Raw genomic sequence first — 21,257 nt, forward strand, 5'->3', positions numbered from 1 at the left:
GGCCGGACGTCTTGAACGCGCCCTTCAGGGCGGCACGCACCCGGTTGCCTGCCGCCTTGGCGGCGCTGACGGGGGCTGCCTTGGCGGCCGAGGCCTTGGTGGCCGGCGCCGGCGCATCCGGGTCGCCATCGGCATGCGCGCCGCTGGCCAGCAGCAGGCCCAGGGCGCAGAGCAGGAAGGCCGGTCGCCAAGCGGCGCGGGTCGCGGGAAGAGAAGAGAGCGGTTTCATGGCTGGCGGGGGCCTTTCAGACATGGGCGGTCGGTGGACCGTGCACAAAGGGAGTAGTCTATCCATCGTATCGGATGTTTTGGCGCACGCTATAGTGGGCATCCGCCGACCGCATAGATAGACCTGACCCGTGAGCATCCAGACCGACGATTTTGCCGCCCCGCCGCCCAAGCGCGTGGTGTCGGCCGCGCCCACCTCGCCCAACGAGGAAGCCATCGAGCGCGCCCTGCGCCCCAAGCTGCTCGACGAATACGTGGGGCAGGCCAAGATCCGCGAGCAGCTGGAGATTTTCATGGGTGCGGCCAAGATGCGCGGCGAGGCGCTGGACCACGTGCTGCTGTTCGGCCCGCCCGGCCTGGGCAAGACTACGCTTTCCCACATCGTGGCGGCCGAGCTGGGCGTGAACCTTCGCCAGACCAGCGGCCCGGTGCTGGAAAAGCCCAAGGACCTGGCCGCGCTCCTGACCAATCTGGAGCGCAACGACGTCCTGTTCATCGACGAGATCCACCGCCTCTCGCCGGTGGTGGAGGAAATCCTCTACCCCGCGCTGGAGGACTACAAGATCGACATCATGATCGGCGAGGGGCCGGCGGCGCGCTCCATCAAGCTCGACCTGCAGCCCTTCACCCTGGTGGGCGCCACCACGCGTGCCGGCATGCTGACCAACCCGCTGCGCGACCGCTTCGGCATCGTGGCGCGGCTGGAGTTCTACACCCCCGAGGAACTGGCCCGCATCGTGCAGCGCAGCGCCAGCCTGCTCAATGCCCCGATGGACGTCGAGGGCGGTTTCGAGATTGCCCGCCGCTCGCGCGGCACGCCCCGCATTGCGAACCGCCTGCTGCGCCGGGTGCGCGACTATGCCGACGTGAAAGGCACCGGTCACATCAGCCTGGACATGGCCAACCGCGCCCTGGCCATGCTCGACGTGGACCCGCAGGGCTTTGACGTGATGGACCGCAAACTGCTGGAGGCGGTGATCCACCGCTTCGACGGCGGCCCGGTGGGGCTGGATAACATTGCCGCCAGCATCGGCGAAGAGCGCGAAACCATCGAGGACGTGATCGAGCCATACCTCATCCAGCAGGGCTATCTGCAGCGCACCCCGCGCGGACGCATCGCCACGCTGGCGGCTTACCGCCACCTGGGGGTGACGCCGCGCACCCGGGACGACAGCCTGTTTGGCGAGTAAGCCGGCTACTCGTGGCCTGACACGCGGCCACGCAATTTCTTGACATCGCCGCGGGTGGCCTTGCTGTCGAGCCGTTTGCGTTGCGAACTCTTTGTGGGTTTGGTCGGTTTGCGGGGCTTGGGCAGCACCGCCACACTGTCCACCAGCGCCTGCAGGCGTTCGATCGCATCCAGCCGGTTCTGCTCCTGGCTGCGCGTGGTCTGGGCCTTGATCACCACCACGCCGTCGGCGGTGATGCGCTGATCGTTCAGGCGCAGCAGCCGCTCCTTGATGGCCTCGGGCAGCGACGAGTCCGGGATGGAGTAGCGCAGGTGAATGGCGCTGGAGACCTTGTTCACGTTCTGTCCCCCCGCGCCCTGGGCACGGATGGCGGAGAACTCCATTTCGTCCTCCTGCAGGGGTATCAGCGGTTCGGCCATAGCTTGTATTTTCGGTCAAATGGTGCGCATACTGGCGCCATGGAATTCAAGGACTACTACCAGGCGCTCGGCATTGAACGCACGGCGTCCGAAGACGAGGTACGCAAGGCCTACCGCAAGCTGGCACGCAAGTACCACCCCGACGTCAGCAAGGAGGCCGACGCGCAGGCCAGGATGCGCGACATCAACGAAGCCAAGGACGTGCTGGGCGACCCGGAAAAGCGCGCCGCCTACGATGCGCTGGCCGACCGGGTGGCACGCGGCGGCCATGCCGGTGCGGCGGGTGATGGCAGCTTCCGGCCGCCGCCAGGTTGGGACGAGGGGTTCGAGTTCCACCGCGGCCCTGGCCAGGGGCCGGCGGACCATGCCGATTTCAGCGAGTTCTTTTCTTCGGTGTTTGGCCGCGGCGAGCAGCGTGGCGCCGCGAGCCGCGCCTACCGTGCCCGCGGCGAAGACCATCACGCGGCGATCGAAATATCCATTGAAGACGCCCTCAAAGGGGTTGAACGTGAGATCACCCTGCGCGCGCTGGAACACGACGCCCAGGGCCAGCCCACCTTTGTCAACCGCACGCTCAGCGTGAAGATACCGGCCGGTGTGCACCCGGGCCAGTTCATCCGCCTGGCCGGCCACGGCATGCCGGGGCAGGGGGGCGGGGCGCCGGGGGATTTGTATCTGGAAGTGCGCATGGCGCCGCATCCGCTGTACCGCGTGGAGGGCAGCGACCTGTACATGACCCTGCCCGTCACCCCGACCGAGGCCGCGCTGGGCGCGCAGGTGCAGGTGCCCACGCCCGCGGGGGGCGTGGTGGAAGTTACCGTGCCGCCCAACGCGCGCAGCGGCCTCAAGTTGCGCCTGAAAGAACGTGGCTTGCCGGGCAAGCCGCCGGGACATTTGTATTTGCTGCTGGACATTGCGCTGCCGCCCGCCGACACCGACGCCGCACGCAAGGCCTACGAACAACTGGCCCAGGCCGCGCCGTTCCATCCAAGGCGCCATCTGGGCGTGTAGGGAGTGTGACCATGACCGCTTACACAACGACCACCGTCCTCACGGCCACGGCCATCAACGCCGAACATCCGCTGGCGGCACGCGAGCTGGCGCAGGCCTGCGGCGCCGATCTGGACTGGGTGGCGCAACTGGTGGAGGTCGGCATTGTGGCCGCTGCGCCGCTGGCTGCCGCGCCCGACGACTGGCACTTTGACAGCGCCGACCTGCGCAGCGCCCTGGAGGCGCGCCGGCTGGAGCGCGACTTTGGCGTGGGGCTGGAGGCGGCCGCGCTGATCCTGGACCTGCAGCACGAGGTGCGCCGGCTCAAGGCGGTGCTGCAGGCGCGGGGGCGCTGACGACCCTGCGCGAAGCGGGGTTCCCCAGGTCGCTACCGGGGCGGCGTGACTTCCTGCTCCACCTGCCGGATCAATGCGTGGATCTGCGTGTCGCCGTCGAGCTTGCGGTCGCTGGCGGCGTTGATGAATCCGCGCAGATAGGACAGAGGAACCCATCGGCTGGGAACCGTGATGCGGGCGTCGCGTCGCTGTACCCCGTCGACCACGCGTTGGGCCACTGCCTCCGGGGAGATGGCTTTGTTGAGCGGCCAGGGGAAGACCATGCCGACCAGCCGGGTCGCTATGGGGTGTCCTCCAAATGCAACCTTGGCGATGGGGGTGGAAACCCATCCCGGGTAGAGCACGCCCGCAGTGGCGCCGGTACCTGCCAGCTCTGCGCGCAATGCCCGAGCGAACATTTCGACACCGGCCTTGGACATGGCATACGGCGCGTTGAGCACACCGTTGATATAGGCATAGAAGGAGGCGGTGACCAGTACATGCCCCTTGCGCTCCATGATCTGTGGCAGACAGGCACGCACCGTGCGCCAGACGCCCAACAGGTCCACCTCAATGATGTGCTCGAAGGTGCGTTCGTTGATCGTGGCGATGGTTGCTGGCGGGTCACATGCGATGCCGGCATTGGCAAACACCATGTCCAGGCCGCCGAAGCGGAGCACCGCAGCGGCCACCACGGCATCGGCGCCTGCGCGGTCGGTGACATCCAGTGCCATCGCCATGACGCGGTCCGTGCCCATGCTGGCCGCCAGCGCATCCACCGCCTGCTGAGACACATCGGTCAATACCACCGTCGCCCCTGCGGCATGCAGGGCGCGGGCACAGGCAGCCCCAATGCCACCGGATGCGCCCGTGATGAGGACGACTTTGTCTTGCAGTGGAAATTTCATGATTGGCGTCCTGGGGTGGAGATGGAGGGGCGGTCCATGCGCCTCAATCCCGGTGCGCGTTGTGCACGATCAGCAGTTGCGCGGCGTAGTAGGTCGCCAGAATCCACAGCGAGTCCAGGGGTACGGGCGTGACGAACTTGTTGATGGCGATCAGCGCGTCGCTCACCATGAAAATGCAGGCGCCGGCGGCCACCCAGCGGGCGGCGGCGTCCCCCCGCACCGTGGCGCGGCCCAGTGCCTGGGCCGCCATCAGCGAGATGACGGTGACATACGCCGCCACGGCGCCCTTGAGCACCGGGTCGCCCAGGCCGCCCCACACGATGGCGTACATCACCGCGCCCACGCCCAGCACCAGCGCCAGTGCGCGCCGGTTGGCAAACCAGACGCAGCCCTGGCGGAACAGCGCGATGTAGAACAGGTGCGCCACCAGGAAGGATGCGAGCCCCGGAATGAAGTAGTTGCCCGGCAGCATCAGGAACACGTCGCCGGCCAGCGAGAACACCAGTGCGGCCATCAAAAATGCATCAAATCGGGTCACAGCGCCCGCAGATACTGCGCGAATAGCTACGAAAACAATAGCAAGCACCATGGCCAGGGGCTTGAACAGGTAGTAGGTTCCGAGCAGGCCCAGGGCACCCAGCGTGGCCAGCGCAGCGCTTTCCACCACCAGCACTTCCAGCGCCGACAACCGCCCCTGCATGAAGCGCCCGGTGGCCCACACGCCGCTGGCAATGGCGGCGCACCAGATGGCGGCTTCGCTGGCCGGCAACGCGTCCGCCACCCACAGGAAGGCCGAGACGGCACCCAACATCAGCACGAACTGCAGGCCGGCAAACCACTGCTGTGCAGCGGTGAGCGGCGGGTTGAAGGTGGTGACTGCGGCGAGCGTGAACGCGGGCTTGGGGTGGGCCTGCGCCAGGTCGGCCGGCTGCCAGCCCGGCGGCTTGAACCAGACGCGCAGCTTGTCGCCCCAGTTTTTCGTGCGCCAGGAGTCCTTGGCCAGCGCCCAGTAGACATCCACGTTGGCCCACAGCGGGTCCCAGCTGTTGAGCTGGCCGCGCGTGCCGTAGACGCAGGGTTCGCGCTCTTCCTGGAAGGTGCCAAACAGGCGGTCCCACAGCACCAGAATGCCGCCGTAGTTCTTGTCGATGTACGGGTCGTTCACGGCGTGGTGCACCCGGTGGTTGCTGGGCGAGCAGAACACGCGGTCAAACCAGCCCAGCTTGCCGACCTGCTCGGTGTGCACCCAGAACTGGTAGAGCAGGTCGATCAGCAGCACGGTGCCAAACACGGCGGGCGGCACGCCCGCCAGCGCCATGGGCAGGTAAAAAATCCAGCCCAGCAGCAGGCCGCTGGAGGTCTGGCGCAGGGCGGTGGAGAGGTTGTAGTGCTGGCTCTGGTGGTGCACCACATGGGCGGCCCAGAACACGGCCACCACATGGCCGGCGCGGTGCACCCAGTAGTAGCACAGGTCGTAGAACACCAGCGCCAGCAGCACGCCGTACCAGCTGCTCCAGAACGCGGGCTGCGGGACCAGGGCCACGGCGCTGAACACGGCGGTGTAGATGCCGATGGTCAGCAGCTTGCCCAGCACGCCGGCGAGCTGGCTCAGGATGCCCAGGCTGATGCTGTTGATGGCGTCGTTCAGGCGGTAGGGCGTCTGGCCCCGTGTCCGGCTGGCAGCCGTGCGGCTCCAGGCGAACTCCAGGGCGATCAGCAGCAGGAATACGGGGGTGGCGAAAACAATGACTTTGCTCATGCGCGGATTTTCGCCGAGCATGCGCTTGCTTTAAACCGGGTCAACCCTTACGGCTGCCGGGGTGCGCCCCGGGGGGGGCGCATCAGGTGCTGGCTTCGTCCAGCGCGGTATCGTCCAGGTGGCGGGTGTCGGACCAGCCGACCAGGGTCAGGGCATCGGGTGTCCACAGCAGGCGGTTGATGGCGGCGTTGCCCAGCTCCCAGGTGCGGGGCGCGCCAATGTCCTGCTGCGTGGCCAGCCGGTACAGTGCGTCCATCACGCCGCCATGGGCCACCAGCACGATTTGCTGGCCCAGGTGCTGGCTGGCCAGGGTGTTGACAGTGTGGGCCACGCGGTCGCGCAGCTGCACCAAGGTTTCGCCGCCTTCGGGTGCGTAGTGGGGATCGCGCTGGCGCCAGCGGCGCGCCTCTTCGGGCCAGCCGGCGGCAATCTGGGCATAGGTCTGGCCCTCGAAGCGGCCGAATCCGCGTTCGCGCAGCCCGGTGTGCAGGTGCACGGTGCCGGCCGCCGGGCCGCTGCACCGGTCGGCAATGGCCTGCGCCGTGGCGCGGGCCCGCGACAGGTCGCTGGCGTAGATGGCGGCAATGGATTCGTCGGCCAGGGCCTGCGCCAGGCGCCCGGCCTGCCAGCGGCCGCGGTCGTTGAGGTCGATGTCGAGCTGGCCCTGCAGGCGGGTGTCCACGTTCCAGGCGGTTTCGCCATGGCGCACGGCGATGATGCGGGTAGCGCCCATCAGCGGGTCGGCGCGGAGCCGGGCGCCAGCTCGATGGCCACCTTGCGGGGACCGGGCGGCGGGTTGGGGTAGTCGCGCAGGGCGGCGTCCAGGATCACGGGTAGCAGGTTGGCGCTGTCCGACCAGGGGCCGGTGTGGCTGGCGCTCGTTTCGTAGGCCACCTGGTTGGTGGCAACCTCGCGCAGGAGCAAGTGCACGGTGTACTGGTACCAGGGCGGCTCCATCATGCCGTAGCCGTAACCGAAGAAGGCGCCCGGCGTGCCCACGCCCCAGGAGAAGTTCCAGGGGCGCATGGGGCGCTGCGCAATGCGGTCAAACTGCTCCATGCTCACGTCCAGCTGCACGCTGTAGCGGGGGTGCTGGGGGTCGGGCTGCAGGCCGACCTTGGCCAGTGCCTGCGTGGCCATGGTTTCCACGCTGTCGCGGTTGGCGCCGGCCGTGTGGGACGGCAGGCGCTCAAACCGGTAGGTGGCGCCGGCAACAGCGGGGCGGGTGCCGGTGAAGCTCTGCACCTCGCTGTCGATCATGCGCGGCAGGGCGCAGCCGCCCAGCAGCAGCGGGGCGCACAGCACGGCGCACAGTGCGCTGCGTCGGACCAGGCCCCGCCAGGGTGTCATACCGTTACCACCTGCAACCCGGGCAGGGTTGCGGCCACCGGGAATTCATCTTCGTCAAAAGCCTTGTCGCCGTCTGCATCGGGCACCCCCGTGATCTGGATGTTCTTGAAGTCGTGGCGTTTGTGGTCCATCAGGTGCGAGGGCACCACGTTGTGCAGCGCGGTGAACATGGTCTCGGTGCGCCCCGGGTACTGCTTTTCCCACTCGCGCAGCATATTGCCGATCTGCTTGCGCTGCAAGTGCTCCTGGCTGCCGCACAGGTTGCACGGAATGATGGGGAACTTGCGGTGCTCGGCCCAGCGGATCAGATCTTTCTCGGCCACGTTGGCCAGCGGGCGGATCACGATGTGGCCGCCGTCGTCGCTCACCAGTTTCGGAGGCATGCCCTTCAACTTGCCGCCGAAGAACATGTTGAGGAAGAAGGTCTGCAGCATGTCGTCGCGGTGGTGGCCCAGGGCGATCTTGGTGATCTTCAGTTCGTCGGCCACGCGGTACAGGATGCCGCGGCGCAGGCGGCTGCACAGGCTGCACATGGTCTTGCCCTCGGGCACCACTTTCTTGACGATGCTGTAGGTGTCCTGCGTCTCGATGTGGAAGGGCACACCCAGCGTCTTGAGGTATTCGGGCAGGATGTGGTCGGGAAAGCCCGGCTGCTTCTGGTCCAGGTTGACGGCGATCAGCTCAAAGTTCACCGGGGCGCGGGCCTGCAGCTTCAGCAGGATGTCGAGCATGCCAAAGCTGTCCTTGCCGCCGGAGAGGCACACCATCACGCGGTCGCCTTCCTCGATCATGTTGTAGTCCATGATGGCCTGGCCCACCTGGCGGCACAGGCGCTTTTCCAGCTTGTGCGTTTCGCGCTCGATCTTGAGCGTTTGGCTGTCCTTGGCCACGGGGGCCGCTTCTTGGTCTATCCAGACTGCGTTCATGGGGGTTACCACTTTCCTGTTTCTACGCGGATGGCGACTTCGCAGTCGTCAAAAATTTCCAGCTTGGCGATCTTGACCCGCACGCCCAGCACGCCGGGCAGCTGCAGCAGCCGGTGCGCCAGCTTGCCGATCAGGCTCTCCAGCAGGTTCACATGTTCGGCCGTGCACTCGTCAATGATGATGCGGCGCACCTTGCGGTAGTCCAGCACATGGCTGATGTCGTCGTCGTGGGGCAGCAGCGGCTGCGGGCCCAAGCACAGCTCGGCGTCGACCTGGATGGGTTGCGGCGCGGTCTTTTCCGATTCCAGAATGCCCAGGTTGGCGTCAAAGCGCAAGCCGGTGAGGGTCAGGATCTGGGTTCCCGTGGTGTGTTGCATGGTCATTGGGGGACGGTTGGGGGCGCTGTCACATCAGGGAAAAATCGCGCTCGAAGCGCATCAGGTGCTGGCCGCCGTCCACCAGCAGCGTGGTGCCTGTGATGGACCGGTTCTGCAGCGCAAACAGCACGGTGGCGGCCACGTCCTGCGCCGTGCTGGAGCGCCCCAGCGGCGAGAGCGTGTGCAGCGCCGCAAATTTGGCGTCGCTGAGCAGGTGGCTGGTCAGGGTCAGGCCGGGGGCCACGCCCACCACGCGCAGCAGCGGGCTCAGGCTCAGCGCGAGCATGGTGTTGGCCGCTTCCAGCGCGGCCTTGGACAGGGTGTAGCTCAGGAAATCGGGATTCTGGTTCCACAGCTTCTGGTCCAGCAGGTTGACCACGGCCGCGTTGATGGCCGCTCCGCTGGCGGCCGCGGGCGGGCTGCGCCGGGCGATGTGGGCGTGCAGGGCCTGCGCCAGCAAGATGGCCGCGCCGGCGTTGCTGCGCATGTGCTTTTCCATGGCCGCGAAGCTGAAGCTGGCCGTGGTGTCGTGCTCAAAAGTGGAGGCGCTGTTGACCACGGCGTCCACTTCGCCCAGGGCTTCCACCACGGTGGGCAGCAGCTGGCGCACCGCGGTTTCATCCCCCAAATCACAGCGAAAAGCGGCTGCACCCGGCGTCAGATATGCGCAGTCAGCTACGGTTTTTGTAGCGTCCTCCAGCGAATCGCGGTAATGCACGGCCACCCGCCAGCCCGCGCCGGCCAACGCCAGCGCAATTTCGCGCCCCAGACGCTTGGCAGCGCCGGTCACCAGAACGGTGGGCACGTGCGGGGAAGCAGGGGAGGGCAGGGACATTGGGAGACAATTCAGTCTGAGATGACAACAGCCCCGATTTTAACGACCCCCCCATTTCCCGGCACCGCCATGGAGCAAGCCCTGCAGCGGCACATCGACCAGCAGATCCAGGCCCAGGGCGGCTGGATCGGGTTTGACGCCTTCATGGCCCTGGCCTTGTACACCCCGGACCTGGGGTACTACACCCGGGGTGCCACCGTGTTTGGCGCCCTGCCGCAGGGCCAGCGGGACGCCAGCGGCGCCACCGTGGGGGCCGGCAGTGACTTCGTCACGGCGCCCGAGATGACGCCCCTGTTCGGCCAGGCCCTGGCGCGCCAGGTGGCGCAGGCCCTGCAGGCCACCGGCACCGACGAGGTGTGGGAGTTTGGCGCCGGCTCGGGAGCCCTGGCCCGCCAGCTGCTGGACGCCCTGGCAGCCCTGGGCGTGGCGGTGCGCCGCTACACCATCGTCGATCTGTCGCTGCCCTTGCGTGCGCGCCAGCGGGCCACGCTGGCAACCCATGCCGACACCGTGCGCTGGGTGGATGAACTGCCCGCCGCCCTGCACGGGGTGGTGGTGGGCAACGAGGTGCTGGACGCCATGCCGGTCAAACTGCTGGCCCGCGTGGCCGGTGTCTGGCACGAGCGCGGCGTAGCCTGCGCGGTGGATGCCGGCGGCACGCGCCTGGTCTGGCAGGACCGCCCCACGGACCTGCGCCCGCCCATCGACATTCCCGGCGAGCACGACTATGTGACCGAGATCCACCCCCAGGGCGAGGCCTTTGTCCGCACCCTGGCCGAGCGCCTGCAGGCCGGCGCCCTGTTCCTGCTGGACTATGGGTTCCCGGAGAGTGAGTACTACCACCCGCAGCGCCACATGGGAACGGTCATGTGCCACCGCGCCCACCAGGCCGACGGTGACCCGCTGGCCGACGTGGGCAACAAGGACATCACGGCGCACGTCAACTTCACCGGCATTGCCGTGGCCGCGCAGGATGCGGGGCTGGAAGTGCTGGGCTACACCAACCAGGCCCATTTCCTGATCAACTGTGGCCTGGTCGAAGCCATGCAGGACGCCCCGCTGCCCGAGCGGGTGGCGGCGCAGAAACTTATTCTGGAACACGAAATGGGTGAGTTTTTCAAGGTCATCGGCCTGACCCGGGGGCCGTATTGGGAGGCCCTGGGCTTTGCCCGGGGCGACAAGACCCACCGCCTCTGAGCGGCGGCGCCACGCCGGGCGCGCAGGGTCTTGAAGACGGGCGCTAGATACCCATATGGGTATGCAAAGAGGATCCTTTATATGACCGAAGCCCTGCACATCGTCTGCCCCCACTGCCACACCACCAACCGCGTGAAGTCCGCCGACCTGTCCAGCGCGCCCGACTGCGGCAGCTGCCACAAGCCCCTGTTTGAGGCCCATTCGGTGGCGCTGGATGAAGCGGCGTTTGAACGCCACCTCACCCGCAACCACATTCCCGTGCTGGTGGATTTCTGGGCCCCGTGGTGCGGTCCCTGCCGCCAGATGGCCCCCGCGTACGAGCAGGCGGCCGCCCAGCTGGAGCCGCGCGTGCGCGTGGCCAAGGTCAATACTGAAGAGGCGCAGGCACTGGGGGCCCGTTTCAATATCCGCAGCATTCCCACGCTGGCCCTGTTCGTGAACGGGCGCGAGGTGGCACGCCAGGCCGGTGCCATGGGTGCGGCCGACATCGTGCGCTGGACGCAGGCGCACCTGCGCTGACGTACCCCGTAACCCCTTGGTAACGCTAGCCCCTGCGGGCAGGGTAGCATCTCGCCTTTGAGTTCAGCCACCCCGGCAGCGAGGCCACCATGCAAACCAGCACCCGACTTGAAACCGTTGAACGGACACAGCGTCCCTGGGGCTGGTACGAGACGGTGTCCGAAGTGGCGGGCTACAAGATCAAGCGCATCCACGTGACTCCGGGGCAGCAGATCAGCCTGCAAAAGCACGCCCGGCGCGCCGAGCACTGGGTGGTGGTGCAAGGCCTGGCCCGTGTCACGCTGGGCGAGCAGGTTTTCGATTTGCCCGTCGGCGGACACTGCGACATTGCGCTGGGGCAGGTGCACCGCCTGGCCAACCAGACCACCGAGCCAGTGGAGATTGTGGAAGTGCAGTTCGGCAGCTACCTGGGCGAGGACGATATCGTGCGCCTGCAGGACGACTACGGTCGCCCCTAACTTTTTGCGAGAAGCCCATGAACCCTGTTTTCTCTCCTGCCGCCATCCGTCTGACGCCCGGCGCGGCGCCAGTGGCCTGTGTCGATATTGGCGGCACCAAGGTGGCGGTCAGCGTGGCCGACGAACACGGCGTGCACGCCAAACTGTCCGAGCCCACGGCAACCCGGGGCAACCCCGATGCGCTGGCGCTGCAAATCATCCGGCTGGTGCACCAGAGCTGCGCCACCGCCGCCGTGGCGGTGGCCGACATCGCGGCGGTGGGCGTGGCGTCGTGCGGGCCGTTTGTCCTGCGTGACGGCCTGGTGGAACTGGCGGCGCCCAACATCTGCGGCGGCCTGGCCGGCAAGGCCCGGGGCCTGCCCAACGACTGGACCACAGCCCTGCTGGAAGCGCCCCTGCGCCAGGCCTTTCCCCGTGTGCGGGTGGAAAACGATGGCATTGCCGCGCTGGAGGCCGAGCGCCGCTGGGGTGCCCTGCAGGGCGTGGACCACTGCGCCTACGTGACCTGGAGCACCGGCATCGGCCTGGGGTTGTGTGTGGACGGACGCATTCTGCGCGGCAAGAACGGCAACGCCGGCCATGCCGGCCACACCTTTGTCAGCGACAACACCGACGCGCTGTGCGGCTGTGGCAATGTGGGTGACGTGGAGGGCCTGGTGGCGGGCAACGCCATTGCCCGGCGTTTCAGCGCCCTGGGCTATGCGGATGCCGCTGCGCTTTTTGTCGCTGCCGGCGCCGGTGATGCGGGGGCGGTGGCCATCATCGATGAGCTGTGCCGCATCATGGGCCGCACCATCTACAACCTGGTGGCCACGCTGGACCTGCAGCGCGTGAGCCTGGGTGGCAGCGTGTTCTGGCACCACCGCGAAACCCTGCTGCCCAAGGTGCGCTCGTACATCACCGGTAAGCTGCCGTCCCTGACCGACGGAGTGGAGCTGGTTCCGGCCGGGTTGGGTGCCCAGGTGGGCGACTACGCTGCGTTGGCACTGGTCATGGGCTGAGCGTCCGGCTGCGGTAGTTTTCCACAGTGAGTGGGGGCATCCAAAATAGATGCCCGGTTTGATACAAGTAAATCAACAGCTTAGACAACAACTTCGGACGCGCTCCTACACAAGACACTCGGAAAAGTTGCTTTTTTCCTCTCGATTGCAGAATAAAGGTTATCGTTAAGGCGCTGAATCGCCAGACCATGTTGCGCAACGCCTCAGGTTCATAGGCTTGACAATATATTAGAAGTAATTAATACTTCTGTATATGACAAGCCCAAACACAGCAATTCGAACCTTTGTTGCCAGCATACGAGCGGAACTGCGACCGGCAATTCGATCCGAAAAGGATTTCATTGAAATCCTTCTTAGCATTTGGATCGCTGCTGGGATACCTCGCGATGCTTCGGGAGCAATTTGCTCGAGCCAAGAAGAGCGGGACGAGGTCCTAGCTGCCTATTCACAGTTAGAGAAACTGAAGGAGGATGGGCTGAGCATGCTTTCCTTAGCAGTTGAAACGGCTAGGCAACTGATGACGGAGGCGGATCTCGAAGCCATTTGCCCAGAGGATTGGCTGGGCGAGTCCTTTGATGAGTTCCTTGCAAAGGGATCGGTTTTATTGCCGCAAGAAGTCGTCGAACTGATCTGCCAACTGGGAGAAATGTCCTCAGGGGATGTGGTCTACGCACCATGGGACGTGCTCGGGCAAGTCGCAACCTGGAGTTATCGAAAAGGTGCCGAAGCTGTCGTAAAAACGCCCCTGCGATCACGTCTCCTATATGTCGCCAAACTCTTTTGTCGCGGCAGCTTTAAGGTTGTGTATGGTGATCCGATTCTGAATTCAGAGCAGCAAAATGCGACTGAGCCATCAAGATTCAATGTGGCCATCGGATTCCCGCCAATTGGGGTCAGTTACAAGGGAGCAAGACTACTTGGACAAGGTGGAAATCTCATGGAGGATGTATCTTCATCGTCCACCGGACTGGGCGTCGCACACCTAATAGAGCAGGCCCAAAGACGGGCGGTCGTCGTAGTCCCTACTAGTTTCTTGAGTGCCTCCGGGGCAGACGAACGAGCTCGGGCAATGTTGTTGGCTGCAGGCGTCGTGCAAGCGGTTATTGCACTGCCGAATGGCCTCTTTCCATCAACTTCGTTGCAGATTTCGGTACTTGTATTGGCCCCTCGTGGTGCACACGATGAAGTTCGGTTTATCGATGCATCAGGGGCGGACTTTTATCAAAAAACCTCAAAAGCTCGTAAACAACTTGTGAACGTAAAGTTGCTTGCAGAGACGACGTTGAATAGCGGTACAACCGGTAGTGGCATCCAGTGGTGCAAGACAGCGTCCGTTGCTGAAATCAGCGCTTTGCAGTCCAGCCTACAAGTTGGACGTTACGTTGTAAACACCGCGACAGCACATGCAAAAAGCATGCTGCAATCCATTCCAACGACCACACTGGGAAACTTAGTAAGTTACGTTTCGCCAATCCCTACTTCCGCGCTTCGTGCTCTAGGGGACAAGCCACCATTCGTGGATGCACAAGAGGTAGGGATTCAAGATTTGGCTCCAATGGGTTTCAGTACAACTGCTAGCCGACAGATCAAGCTCTCACAGGAAATCGCATGGAGCTACAACCATTTGACACTGCGGCCATGGGACATCGTTGTCATCACAAAAGGGTCTGTTGGGCGAGTTGGTTTGCTTTCCCCGGTTGAGTTTGCTAAGAGCCACTGCTTTGCCTCTCAGTCAGCCGTCGCACTCCGATTCAACCCGCCAAACGAAACTGCCGCGAAGGCACTTTATCTGTTGCTCCGCTCGCAGGTTGGTAATCAGATGCTAACGTCAATTGTTGCGGGGACGACAACGCCGTTAATACAGCTACGGGAGCTCATGAAAATTGAACTTCCGCTACTAGATGTTCAATCGCAAGCAGAGGCCGCTGCTTTGTTCGACCGCGAACAAGAGATCCAAAACCAAATTAACAAATTGAGAAATGAGCAGGCGGCGTTGTCTGCAGGTTTCTGGACTTTGGCTGGAGAGGAACAATCATGCTAAAGCGGCCGACGAAAAACGATCCACTTCTGGGACTTTTTGATGGAGAGGCCTCTAACGTCAAGTTAGAGGCTTGGAAGATACATCACAGAACGAAAAGAATTGGCTATTTGGTTGTCTTTGCCGTCGCCCTTCTTCCGAAGTGGCAACTGTGGCATTGGTTCGGTTAGTGCGTATTAGGGCGAATTGCGTGATCGTGATGCAGTTGATCGCGTGGAAAAAAAGACATCAACTTCAGAAATTGAGGCATCACTTTTAATGCCACAAAGTGAGTGGGGTAACCTAGGGGAAATCCCCTATGGGCGTCTACAATTAATTAATGAAAAATTAATGAATCCGATGCGGCATGGTGCGGCTTCGGACGCAACTACGCTCCTGGCCGCAGCGGCCGGTGCAATCCTCACGTAGGGAGACATGATGTTGAATTTGTCGAAACTCGCCACGGCTGTGGCATTGGTGGTGGCAGGTACCGCGGCGCTGGCCGGCGAGGTGGAAGTGCTGCACTGGTGGACCTCCGGTGGCGAAGCCAAATCGGTGGGTGAACTCAAGAAAATCATGCAGAGCAAGGGCCACACCTGGAAGGACTTTGCCGTGGCTGGCGGCGGTGGCGACAACGCCATGACCGTGCTCAAGAGCCGTGTGGTGTCGGGCAACCCCCCGGCGGCGGCCCAGATCAAGGGCCCCGGCATTCAGGAGTGGGCCGCTGAAGGCGTGCTGGCCAATCTGGACAGCGTGGCTGCGGCCGAGAAGTGGGACAGCCTGCTGCCCAAGGTGGTGGCCGACGTCATGAAGTACAAAGGCAACTACGTGGCCGCACCGGTGAACGTGCACCGCGTGAACTGGATGTGGGCCAATGAGGCCGTGCTGAAGAAGGCCGGCGTCAAGGGCGTGCCCAAGACCTGGCCCGAATTCTTTGCCGCAGCCGACAAGGTCAAGAAGATCGGTCTGATTCCCGTGGCCCACGGAGGCCAGAACTGGCAGGACTTCACCACGTTCGAAGACGTGGTGCTGGGCGTGGGCGGTGCCAAGTTCTACAGCGATGCGCTGGTCAAGCTCGACCAGAAGGCCCTGACCAGCGACACCATGAAGAAGTCGCTGGAAACGTTCCGCAAGATCAAGAGCTACACCGACCCGGCTTCCCCCGGACGCGACTGGAACCTGGCCACGGCCATGGTAATCCAGGAAAAGGCGGCCTTCCAGTTCATGGGTGACTGGGCCAAGGGCGAGTTCACGGCCGCGGGCAAGGTGCCGGGCAAGGACTACATCTGCGCTGCGGCTCCCGGCACCGACAAGGCCTACACCTTCAACGTCGACTCCTTCGCCATGTTCAAGCTGAAGGACCCGACGGCCCAGAAGGCCCAGGCCGACCTGGCTGCGGCCATCATGGGAACCGAGTTCCAGGAAATCTTCAACCTGAACAAGGGCTCCATCCCGGTGCGCCTGGGCATGGACATGGCCAAGTTCGATGACTGCGCCAAGGCTTCTGCCAAGGACTTCGTGGACACCGCCAAGATCAATGGTCTGCTGCCCTCCATCGCCCACGGCATGGCGGTGCGCCCGGCGGCTGAAGGCGCCATCAAGGACGCGGTCAGCCAGTTCTGGAATGACGACAAGATCTCAGTGGCCGATGGTGTGAAGAACATCGCCAAGGCCGCTGCAACCAAGTAATCCCGTAGCCTGATCCACCGCGCGCCGGGGTGCCGTGACCCCGCAGCCCGGCCACGGTGGAACTGCAACGGGGACGCTGCCATCCGCCGGATGGTGTCGGACCACCCCGCCCCCTGCGGGCGGGGCGTGTTTTTGAGTCACATTCCATGAAAACCTTTGAAAACCTGCTGCCCAAGCTGGTGATTGCGCCGGGCTTTGTCTTCGGCTTTGCCTTCATCTACGGCTTCATGATCTGGAACGGCGTGCTGTCCCTCACGGGTTCGCGCATGTTGCCCAATTACGACGAGTTCGTGGGGCTGGAGCAATACATCCGTCTGTGGGACATGGACCGCTGGTATGTGGCGCTGAAGAACCTGGGCATCTTCAGCGTGCTGTACGTGGGCGGCTCCATGGTGCTGGGCGTGGTGCTGGCGGTTTTCCTGGACCAGAAGGTGCGCGCCGAAGGCGTGCTGCGCACCATCTACCTGTACCCCATGGCGCTGTCCTTCATCGTGACCGGCACCGCCTGGAAGTGGATTCTCAACCCCAGCCTGGGGCTGGAAAAACTCATGCACGACTGGGGCTGGACCAGTTTCCATTTCGACTGGCTGGTGCAATCGCACACCGCCATCTACTGCGTGGTGATTGCCGGCATCTGGCAGTCGGCCGGCTTTGCCATGGCCCTGTTCCTGGCCGGGCTGCGCGGCATCGACGACAGCATCATCCGGGCCGCGCAGATCGACGGCGCCTCGCTGCCGCTCATCTACTGGCGCATCATTTTTCCCATCCTGCGGCCGGTGGTGTTCTCCACCATCCTGGTGCTGTCGCACCTGTCCATCAAGAGCTTTGACCTGGTGATGGCCCTCACGGCCGGCGGCCCGGGCTATGCCACCGACGTGCCGGCCACCTTCATGTTCGTGATGAGCTTCAACCGCGGCCAGATCGGCCTGGGTGCGGCCAGCGCCACCATGATGCTGGCCACCGTGGCGGCCATCGTGGTGCCCTACCTTTACAGCGAGCTGCGTGCAAAACCCCATGACCGCTAAACAACTCTCCCGCGCCGCGGTATACGGCTTCCTGCTGCTGGCCGCCTTCTTCTTCCTGGTGCCGCTGTACGTGATGCTCGCCACCTCGTTCAAGGATGCCGCGCAGATCCGCGCCGGCAACCTGATGAGCCTGCCGACCTCGCTCAACTTCGAGTCCTGGCGGCTGGCCTGGTCCACCGCCTGCACCGGCGTGGACTGCCGCGGCCTGCGCCCCTACTTCTGGAACTCGGTGAGCATGGCGGTGCCGGCGGTGCTGCTCTCCACCACCTGGGGCGCCATCAACGGCTACGTGCTCTCCATGTGGAAATTCAAGGGCAGCGATCTCCTGTTCGGCTTCATGCTGTTTGGCGTGTTCATGCCGTTCCAGGTGGTGCTGCTGCCCATGAGCCAGGTGCTGGGCTTCCTGAACCTGTCGAGCTCGGTGGGCGGCCTGATCCTGGTGCACTGCCTGGCGGGCATTGCCGGCACCACGCTGTTCTTCCGCAACTACTACACCGCCATTCCGCGCGAGCTGGTCAACGCCGCGCGCATGGACGGCGCGGGTTTCTGGCGGATCTTCTGGCGCATCGTGCTGCCCATGTCCACGCCCATCCTGATGGTTACGCTGATCTGGCAGTTCACCAATATCTGGAACGATTTCCTGTTCGGCGTGGCCTTCAGCGGCGCCGACAGCAAGCCCATCACCGTGGGCCTGAACAACATGGCCAACACCTCCAGCAGCGTCAAGAGCTACAACGTGGACATGGCCGCGGCCGTGATCGCCGGCTTGCCGACCATGCTGGTCTATGTGCTGGCGGGTCAATATTTCGTCAAAGGTCTCACAGCCGGTGCTGTGAAAGGATAAACAACACCATGGCAGCATCTCTTCACATCGCAGGCATCCGCAAGATCTTCGGCAAGGGCGACAAGGCCGTCGAAGTGCTCAAGCGCATCGACATCGACGTCGCTCCGGGCGAATTTCTCATCCTGGTCGGGCCGTCGGGTTGTGGCAAGTCCACCCTGCTCAACATCATTGCCGGCTTGGAAGAGCCGTCCGAGGGGGAGCTGCTGATCAACGGCAAGAACGTCATCGGCATGGCCCCGGCACAGCGCGACATTGCCATGGTGTTCCAGAGCTATGCGCTGTACCCCACCATGACGGTGGCCGACAACATTGGCTTCGCGCTGGAAATGCGCAAGGTACCCAAGGAGGTGCGCACCAAGCGCATCCACGAAGTGGCCGCCATGCTGCAGATCGAGAACCTGCTGGACCGCCGCCCCTCGCAGCTGTCGGGCGGCCAGCGCCAGCGTGTGGCCATGGGGCGCGCCCTGGCGCGCGACCCGCAGCTGTTCCTCTTCGACGAGCCGCTGTCCAACCTGGACGCCAAGCTGCGGGTGGAGATGCGCGCCGAAATCAAGCGCCTGCATCACGTCAGCGGCATCACCACGGTGTACGTCACCCACGACCAGATCGAGGCCATGACGCTGGGCAGCCGCATTGCGGTGATGAAGGACGGCATCCTGCAGCAGATCGGCACCCCCGACGAGATTTACCGCACGCCGGCCAACACCTATGTGGCAGGTTTCATCGGCTCACCGATGATGAACTTCATCGAAGGGCACGCCGTCATGGGCGAGGAGGGGCAGAGCCAGTTCGTCTTTACCGGCGGTTCCCTGGACCTGCCCACGCCCACCGGGCGTGACGTGATCCTGGGCCAGCGGCCCGAACACATCCACCTGGCCGATGATGCCGCCTGGCGCGGCGACGTGATCCTGGTGGAGCCCACCGGCGCCGACACCTACGTGGTGGTCAAGACCGGCGCGGGCCTCATCACCGTGCGGGCGCCGGCCAACACCAAGCTGGACATCGGCGCCAACGTGGGCATGACGGTGAGCAGCCGGCACAACAACTGGTTCGACAAGACCACCGGCCAGCGTATGGCCCTGGCGGCGGCCTAGGTCGGCAGCGGCAACTCCAGGCGGATGATCAGCCCGTGCGGGCGGGCGTGGTGGGCACTGGCCACGCCGCCGTGGCGTTGGGCAATTTCGGCCACGATGGCCAGGCCCAGGCCGCATCCGCCGGGTAGCGCGCTGGCCCGCCAGAAGCGTTCGAACACGCGCTCCAGTTCGGCATCGGTCAGGCCGGGGCCGTCGTCTTCCACTTCCAGCACGCACTGGCCTTCCTGGCTGCGGGCACGCAGGGTGACCCGGGTGCCGTGCCCGGCGTAGCGCAGCGCGTTGTCGATCAGGTTGCTCAGCACCTCGCGCAGCAGCAGCTTGTCGGCGGGCACGATCAGCGAATCCTCGCCCTCGTAGCCCAGGTCCACGCTGGCCGCCACGGCGCGCGGCGTCCACTCGCGGGCCACTTCGCGGGCCAGCGCTGCCGCGTCGACCGGCAGCAGAATCACGTCGGCTTCGGTGCGGGCCAGCGACAGCAGCTGGTGCACCAGGTGCGCGCTGCGCTGGGCGCCGGTGTGCACCTTCTGCAGGCGCTGCTGCAGCGCCTGGGGATCGGTCTCCTGCAGGGCCAGCTCGGTCTGGCTGATCAGGCCCGCCAGCGGCGTGCGCAGCTGGTGGGCGGCGTCGTTCAGGAAGCGCTTTTCCTGGCTCAGGCTGCGCCGCAGCGTGGTCAGCAGCTGGTTCACGGCATTGGCCAGGGAGTGCACCTCCTGGGGGGCCTGCGTCATCTCGATGGGCGACAGCGACGCGGCCGTGCGGTGGGCCAGCTGGGCCTCCAGCCGCTGCAGCGGCACCAGTCCGCGGCGCACGCCGGCGTACACCAGAAAGCTCAGCACGGCCCCCAGCAGCAGCAGGGGAAACAGCATGTCCTGCACCAGCTCGCGGGCAATGCGCTGCTGCACCACCAGGCTCTTGGCCACCTGCACCCGCATGCGCTGCTGGGTCATGCCTTCGCCAAAACTCAGGTCGATGCTGGCCAGGCGCATGGGCTTGCCGTCCATGACCACGTTGTAGAGCACCGGCTCGTTCTGCGGGATGTCCGTGCCCTCGGGCGGGCTGGGCAGCTGTCCGTTGCCCAGCAGGAAGCTGCCCGGCGGCGAGGACACCATGTACGACACCCGGTCCTTGGGGTCTTCTTCAATGATGTCCTGGGCCGCCTTGGGAAAGTCGACCAGCAGGCCCGAGCCAAAGGGCTTGACCTGGCGCGCCAGCGAGCGCACCGAGCGGGTCAGCGACTGGTCGATGGTTTTTTCGGCGTAGGTCAGCGCCACGCGGTAGGCCAGCACCCCGCCGACCAGCCACAGCACCAGCTGGGGCAGCAGCAGCCAGGCCAGCAGCTGGCGGCGCAGCGAAAAGGAGGTGGCCGCTGTCATGCGGCGTCCATCTCCAGCATGTAGCCCAGGCCCCGCACGTTGCGGATGTTCAGGCCCGAATCCTGCAGCTTGCGCCGCAGGCGGTGCACATACACCTCCAGCGCGTTGGAGCCGCCGGTGGCGCCGTCGGCCGGCTGGGTCTGCCACACGGCCAGCACGTCTTCGCGGCTGACCACCTGGCCCAGGTTGTTGACCAGCAGCGACAGCAGCGACCATTCGCGCTGGGTCAGCTCCAGGGGCTCCTCGTCCAGCCACGCCAGGGGCAGGGCCGGGTCCACGCGCAGGCGCTTGGCGGCCGGGCTTTCCACTTCCAGCGAGCCGCCGAAGGCCGGCAGGCGCGCGCGGCGCAACAGGGCTTGCAGGCGTGCCACCAGTTCGGCCACGCTGAAGGGTTTGGTCAGGTAGTCGTCGGCCCCGGCGTTGAGGCCCTGCACCCGGTCTTCCACACCGTCGCGCGCCGTGAGCACCAGCACCGGCAGGGCCGAGAAGCGCTGGCGGATCCAGCGCAGGACGCTGATGCCGTCAAGCCGCGGCAGGCCCAGGTCGAGGATGACCGCGTCGACCCGGGTGGTCTCCAGCAGGGCCTGCGCCTGCACGCCGTCGCTGGCACTGCACACGCTGTGGCCGGCGTGCACCAGCTGCGCGCACAGGCCGTCGCGCAGCAACTCGTCGTCTTCAACAATCAGCAGGTGGGACATGGGGCAAGCATACCAAGGCGCCCAC

Annotated in this window: 23 protein-coding genes; 12 read left to right on the plus strand and 11 right to left on the minus strand. The window is 64.9% G+C overall.

From position 1 onward, the window contains the following. The coding region (locus tag AC1Q5W_RS13315; protein ID WP_492704208.1) for a hypothetical protein at positions 1-229 on the minus strand (229 nt) is incomplete at its 3' end. A gap of 130 nt (positions 230-359) precedes the next feature. Here AC1Q5W_RS13315 and ruvB point away from each other — a divergent pair. After that, a complete protein-coding gene (gene ruvB, locus AC1Q5W_RS13320) occupies positions 360-1,418 on the plus strand; it encodes a Holliday junction branch migration DNA helicase RuvB (RefSeq protein ID WP_492645090.1) in 1,059 nt (352 codons plus the stop codon). 5 nt (positions 1,419-1,423) lie between these two features. Here ruvB and arfB read toward each other — a convergent pair whose 3' ends face one another. Further along, positions 1,424-1,837, minus strand: a complete 414-nt coding sequence (gene arfB / locus AC1Q5W_RS13325; protein ID WP_492645091.1) for an alternative ribosome rescue aminoacyl-tRNA hydrolase ArfB — start codon at positions 1,835-1,837, stop codon at positions 1,424-1,426. A 39-nt stretch (positions 1,838-1,876) separates the two neighbouring features. On the opposite strand from arfB, the gene AC1Q5W_RS13330 reads away from it, so the two are divergent. Together AC1Q5W_RS13330 and AC1Q5W_RS13335 are read left to right on the plus strand one after the other, a co-directional pair. Beyond that, positions 1,877-2,848, plus strand: a complete 972-nt coding sequence (locus AC1Q5W_RS13330; protein WP_492645092.1) for a DnaJ C-terminal domain-containing protein — start codon at positions 1,877-1,879, stop codon at positions 2,846-2,848. An 11-nt stretch (positions 2,849-2,859) separates the two neighbouring features. Next, positions 2,860-3,183: a chaperone modulator CbpM gene (locus tag AC1Q5W_RS13335; protein ID WP_492645093.1), complete on the plus strand. Its 324-nt coding sequence runs from the start codon at positions 2,860-2,862 to the stop codon at positions 3,181-3,183. Positions 3,184-3,215: 32 nt separating this feature from the next. Here the strand turns inward: AC1Q5W_RS13335 and AC1Q5W_RS13340 are convergent, their stop codons facing one another. The 7 genes from AC1Q5W_RS13340 to AC1Q5W_RS13370 form a co-directional block, all read right to left on the minus strand. After that, a complete protein-coding gene (locus AC1Q5W_RS13340) occupies positions 3,216-4,070 on the minus strand; it encodes a short-chain dehydrogenase/reductase (protein ID WP_492645094.1) in 855 nt (284 codons plus the stop codon). A 43-nt stretch (positions 4,071-4,113) separates the two neighbouring features. Next, positions 4,114-5,829, minus strand: coding sequence for a lysoplasmalogenase family protein (locus AC1Q5W_RS13345; RefSeq protein WP_492645095.1), 1,716 nt, complete (start codon positions 5,827-5,829; stop codon positions 4,114-4,116). 82 nt (positions 5,830-5,911) lie between these two features. Beyond that, positions 5,912-6,562, minus strand: coding sequence for a histidine phosphatase family protein (locus tag AC1Q5W_RS13350; protein ID WP_492645096.1), 651 nt, complete (start codon positions 6,560-6,562; stop codon positions 5,912-5,914). Next, positions 6,562-7,179 carry a DUF4136 domain-containing protein gene (locus AC1Q5W_RS13355; RefSeq protein ID WP_492645097.1) on the minus strand — a complete coding sequence of 206 codons (618 nt, stop codon included), beginning with the start codon at positions 7,177-7,179 and terminating at the stop codon, positions 6,562-6,564. The genes AC1Q5W_RS13350 and AC1Q5W_RS13355 overlap by 1 nt, the downstream gene beginning before the upstream one ends. After that, positions 7,176-8,105: a tRNA 2-thiocytidine(32) synthetase TtcA gene (ttcA, locus tag AC1Q5W_RS13360; protein ID WP_492645098.1), complete on the minus strand. Its 930-nt coding sequence runs from the start codon at positions 8,103-8,105 to the stop codon at positions 7,176-7,178. The genes AC1Q5W_RS13355 and ttcA overlap by 4 nt, the downstream gene beginning before the upstream one ends. Positions 8,106-8,110: 5 nt before the next feature. Continuing rightward, complete coding sequence (locus tag AC1Q5W_RS13365; RefSeq protein WP_492646163.1) at positions 8,111-8,482, minus strand: dihydroneopterin aldolase; 372 nt, start codon at positions 8,480-8,482, stop codon at positions 8,111-8,113. Between the two features lie 28 nt (positions 8,483-8,510). Continuing rightward, the gene (locus AC1Q5W_RS13370) at positions 8,511-9,317 is read right to left on the minus strand and encodes an SDR family oxidoreductase (protein ID WP_492645099.1); all 807 of its coding nucleotides are present in this window, start codon (positions 9,315-9,317) and stop codon (positions 8,511-8,513) included. Between the two features lie 69 nt (positions 9,318-9,386). Here AC1Q5W_RS13370 and AC1Q5W_RS13375 point away from each other — a divergent pair, with 69 nt between their 5' ends. The 9 genes from AC1Q5W_RS13375 to AC1Q5W_RS13415 all read left to right on the plus strand — a co-directional run bounded on the left by AC1Q5W_RS13375 (position 9,387) and on the right by AC1Q5W_RS13415 (position 19,161). Then, complete coding sequence (locus AC1Q5W_RS13375; RefSeq protein ID WP_492645100.1) at positions 9,387-10,514, plus strand: class I SAM-dependent methyltransferase; 1,128 nt, start codon at positions 9,387-9,389, stop codon at positions 10,512-10,514. Positions 10,515-10,595: 81 nt separating this feature from the next. After that, on the plus strand, positions 10,596-11,033 hold the full coding sequence (gene trxC / locus AC1Q5W_RS13380; protein ID WP_492645101.1) for a thioredoxin TrxC: 438 nt from the start codon (positions 10,596-10,598) through the stop codon (positions 11,031-11,033). A gap of 89 nt (positions 11,034-11,122) precedes the next feature. Further along, positions 11,123-11,491: a phosphomannose isomerase type II C-terminal cupin domain gene (locus AC1Q5W_RS13385; protein WP_492645102.1), complete on the plus strand. Its 369-nt coding sequence runs from the start codon at positions 11,123-11,125 to the stop codon at positions 11,489-11,491. Positions 11,492-11,508: 17 nt separating this feature from the next. Further along, entirely contained in the window at positions 11,509-12,492 is a 984-nt protein-coding gene (locus AC1Q5W_RS13390; RefSeq protein WP_492645103.1) for an ROK family protein, read from the plus strand. A 253-nt stretch (positions 12,493-12,745) separates the two neighbouring features. Next, positions 12,746-14,533: an N-6 DNA methylase gene (locus AC1Q5W_RS13395; RefSeq protein WP_492645104.1), complete on the plus strand. Its 1,788-nt coding sequence runs from the start codon at positions 12,746-12,748 to the stop codon at positions 14,531-14,533. A 414-nt stretch (positions 14,534-14,947) separates the two neighbouring features. Then, complete coding sequence (locus tag AC1Q5W_RS13400; protein WP_492645105.1) at positions 14,948-16,198, plus strand: ABC transporter substrate-binding protein; 1,251 nt, start codon at positions 14,948-14,950, stop codon at positions 16,196-16,198. 146 nt (positions 16,199-16,344) lie between these two features. After that, the gene (locus tag AC1Q5W_RS13405; protein WP_492645106.1) at positions 16,345-17,223 is read left to right on the plus strand and encodes a carbohydrate ABC transporter permease; all 879 of its coding nucleotides are present in this window, start codon (positions 16,345-16,347) and stop codon (positions 17,221-17,223) included. Then, positions 17,213-18,067: a carbohydrate ABC transporter permease gene (locus tag AC1Q5W_RS13410; protein ID WP_492645107.1), complete on the plus strand. Its 855-nt coding sequence runs from the start codon at positions 17,213-17,215 to the stop codon at positions 18,065-18,067. The genes AC1Q5W_RS13405 and AC1Q5W_RS13410 overlap by 11 nt, the downstream gene beginning before the upstream one ends. 8 nt (positions 18,068-18,075) lie before the next feature. After that, on the plus strand, positions 18,076-19,161 hold the full coding sequence (locus AC1Q5W_RS13415; protein WP_492645108.1) for an ABC transporter ATP-binding protein: 1,086 nt from the start codon (positions 18,076-18,078) through the stop codon (positions 19,159-19,161). Here the strand turns inward: AC1Q5W_RS13415 and AC1Q5W_RS13420 are convergent. Together AC1Q5W_RS13420 and AC1Q5W_RS13425 are read right to left on the minus strand one after the other, a co-directional pair. Beyond that, complete coding sequence (locus AC1Q5W_RS13420) at positions 19,158-20,534, minus strand: sensor histidine kinase (protein WP_492645109.1); 1,377 nt, start codon at positions 20,532-20,534, stop codon at positions 19,158-19,160. The genes AC1Q5W_RS13415 and AC1Q5W_RS13420 overlap by 4 nt on opposite strands. Then, positions 20,531-21,232 carry a response regulator transcription factor gene (locus AC1Q5W_RS13425; protein WP_492645110.1) on the minus strand — a complete coding sequence of 234 codons (702 nt, stop codon included), beginning with the start codon at positions 21,230-21,232 and terminating at the stop codon, positions 20,531-20,533. Before AC1Q5W_RS13425 ends, AC1Q5W_RS13420 begins: the two co-directional genes overlap by 4 nt. Positions 21,233-21,257: the final 25 nt, after the last annotated feature.

The organism is Rhodoferax sp. MLSD5-FHT05B10, from assembly GCF_058793415.1.

Excerpts from the sequence above, each read along its gene's own strand:
- arfB (WP_492645091.1), bottom strand. The coding sequence starts at position 1,837 with ATGGCCGAACCGCTGATACCCCTGCAGGAGGACGAAATGGAGTTCTCC.
- AC1Q5W_RS13330 (WP_492645092.1), top strand. The coding sequence starts at position 1,877 with ATGGAATTCAAGGACTACTACCAGGCGCTCGGCATTGAACGCACGGCG.
- AC1Q5W_RS13335 (WP_492645093.1), top strand. The coding sequence starts at position 2,860 with ATGACCGCTTACACAACGACCACCGTCCTCACGGCCACGGCCATCAAC.
- AC1Q5W_RS13340 (WP_492645094.1), bottom strand. The coding sequence starts at position 4,070 with ATGAAATTTCCACTGCAAGACAAAGTCGTCCTCATCACGGGCGCATCC.
- AC1Q5W_RS13345 (WP_492645095.1), bottom strand. The coding sequence starts at position 5,829 with ATGAGCAAAGTCATTGTTTTCGCCACCCCCGTATTCCTGCTGCTGATC.
- AC1Q5W_RS13350 (WP_492645096.1), bottom strand. The coding sequence starts at position 6,562 with ATGGGCGCTACCCGCATCATCGCCGTGCGCCATGGCGAAACCGCCTGG.
- AC1Q5W_RS13355 (WP_492645097.1), bottom strand. The coding sequence starts at position 7,179 with ATGACACCCTGGCGGGGCCTGGTCCGACGCAGCGCACTGTGCGCCGTG.
- ttcA (WP_492645098.1), bottom strand. The coding sequence starts at position 8,105 with ATGAACGCAGTCTGGATAGACCAAGAAGCGGCCCCCGTGGCCAAGGAC.
- AC1Q5W_RS13365 (WP_492646163.1), bottom strand. The coding sequence starts at position 8,482 with ATGCAACACACCACGGGAACCCAGATCCTGACCCTCACCGGCTTGCGC.
- AC1Q5W_RS13370 (WP_492645099.1), bottom strand. The coding sequence starts at position 9,317 with ATGTCCCTGCCCTCCCCTGCTTCCCCGCACGTGCCCACCGTTCTGGTG.
- AC1Q5W_RS13375 (WP_492645100.1), top strand. The coding sequence starts at position 9,387 with ATGGAGCAAGCCCTGCAGCGGCACATCGACCAGCAGATCCAGGCCCAG.
- trxC (WP_492645101.1), top strand. The coding sequence starts at position 10,596 with ATGACCGAAGCCCTGCACATCGTCTGCCCCCACTGCCACACCACCAAC.
- AC1Q5W_RS13385 (WP_492645102.1), top strand. The coding sequence starts at position 11,123 with ATGCAAACCAGCACCCGACTTGAAACCGTTGAACGGACACAGCGTCCC.
- AC1Q5W_RS13390 (WP_492645103.1), top strand. The coding sequence starts at position 11,509 with ATGAACCCTGTTTTCTCTCCTGCCGCCATCCGTCTGACGCCCGGCGCG.
- AC1Q5W_RS13395 (WP_492645104.1), top strand. The coding sequence starts at position 12,746 with ATGACAAGCCCAAACACAGCAATTCGAACCTTTGTTGCCAGCATACGA.
- AC1Q5W_RS13400 (WP_492645105.1), top strand. The coding sequence starts at position 14,948 with ATGTTGAATTTGTCGAAACTCGCCACGGCTGTGGCATTGGTGGTGGCA.
- AC1Q5W_RS13405 (WP_492645106.1), top strand. The coding sequence starts at position 16,345 with ATGAAAACCTTTGAAAACCTGCTGCCCAAGCTGGTGATTGCGCCGGGC.
- AC1Q5W_RS13410 (WP_492645107.1), top strand. The coding sequence starts at position 17,213 with ATGACCGCTAAACAACTCTCCCGCGCCGCGGTATACGGCTTCCTGCTG.
- AC1Q5W_RS13415 (WP_492645108.1), top strand. The coding sequence starts at position 18,076 with ATGGCAGCATCTCTTCACATCGCAGGCATCCGCAAGATCTTCGGCAAG.
- AC1Q5W_RS13420 (WP_492645109.1), bottom strand. The coding sequence starts at position 20,534 with ATGACAGCGGCCACCTCCTTTTCGCTGCGCCGCCAGCTGCTGGCCTGG.
- AC1Q5W_RS13425 (WP_492645110.1), bottom strand. The coding sequence starts at position 21,232 with ATGTCCCACCTGCTGATTGTTGAAGACGACGAGTTGCTGCGCGACGGC.